At 67.2% G+C, this 965-nt stretch carries 1 protein-coding gene; it reads left to right on the forward strand.

Features of this window, described 5'->3' with window-relative positions:
* Positions 1-180: 180 nt before the first annotated feature.
* The coding region (locus PJ985_RS23210) for a zinc-binding dehydrogenase (RefSeq protein WP_271685855.1) at positions 181-965 on the forward strand (785 nt) is incomplete at its 3' end.

Below are 965 nucleotides of genomic sequence, written 5' to 3' on the forward strand. Positions count from 1 at the left end.
GCCTCGGGTGAGCCGCAGGTTGCTGTGCGGGGGGATGTGGTGTTGGCGGGGCGGTTGGTGCGTGCGGAGGGGGGGTTGGTGGTTCCTGAGGGGGGTGTGTGGCGTTTGGGTGTGGGGGAGCGGGGGACGTGGGAGGGTTTGCGGTTGGTTGGTGCGCCTGATGCGGTGGGGTCGTTGGGTGTGGGTGAGGTGCGGGTGTCGGTGCGGGCTGCGGGGTTGAATTTTCGGGATGTGCTGAATGTGTTGGGGATGTATCCGGGGGAGGTGGCGTTGGGTGGTGAGGCTGCGGGTGTGGTGGTGGAGGTGGGGCCGGGGGTGAGCCGGTTTGTGGTGGGGGATCGGGTGTTGGGGCTGTTCGGTGGGGCGATGGGGACGGTTGCGGTGGCGGATGAGCGGTTGTTGGTGGGGGTGCCGGTGGGGTGGTCGTTTGTGGAGGCGGCTGCGGTGCCGATTGTGTTTGCGACGGCGTTTTACGGGTTGGTGGATCTGGGGGGTGTGCGGGCGGGTGAGTCGGTGTTGGTGCATGCGGCTGCGGGTGGTGTGGGGATGGCGGCGGTGCAGATTGCGCGGTATGTGGGTGCGGAGGTGTTTGCGACGGCGTCGTGCGGTAAGTGGGGTGCGGTGCGGGGTCTGGGTGTGGCGGAGGGGAATGTGGCGTCGTCGCGGGATGTGGGGTTCGAGCGGGTTTTTGGTGAGCGGACGGGTGGGCGGGGTGTTGATGTGGTGCTGAATGCGTTGGCGGGTGAGTTTGTTGATGCGTCGGTGCGGTTGCTTGCTCCGGGGGGTCGTTTTGTGGAGATGGGGAAGGCGGATGTGCGGTCTGCGGAGGAGGTTGCGGCGGTGCGGCCCGGTGTCAGTTATCGGGCGTTCGATCTTGGTGAGGCCGGTCCGGAGCGGATCGGTGAGATCCTGACCGAGGTGATGTCCCTGTTCGCTCAGGGCGTGCTCACCCTGCCCCCGATCCG

Source organism: Streptomyces sp. ACA25 (assembly GCF_028200735.1).
Classification (GTDB): Bacteria; Actinomycetota; Actinomycetes; order Streptomycetales; family Streptomycetaceae; genus Streptomyces.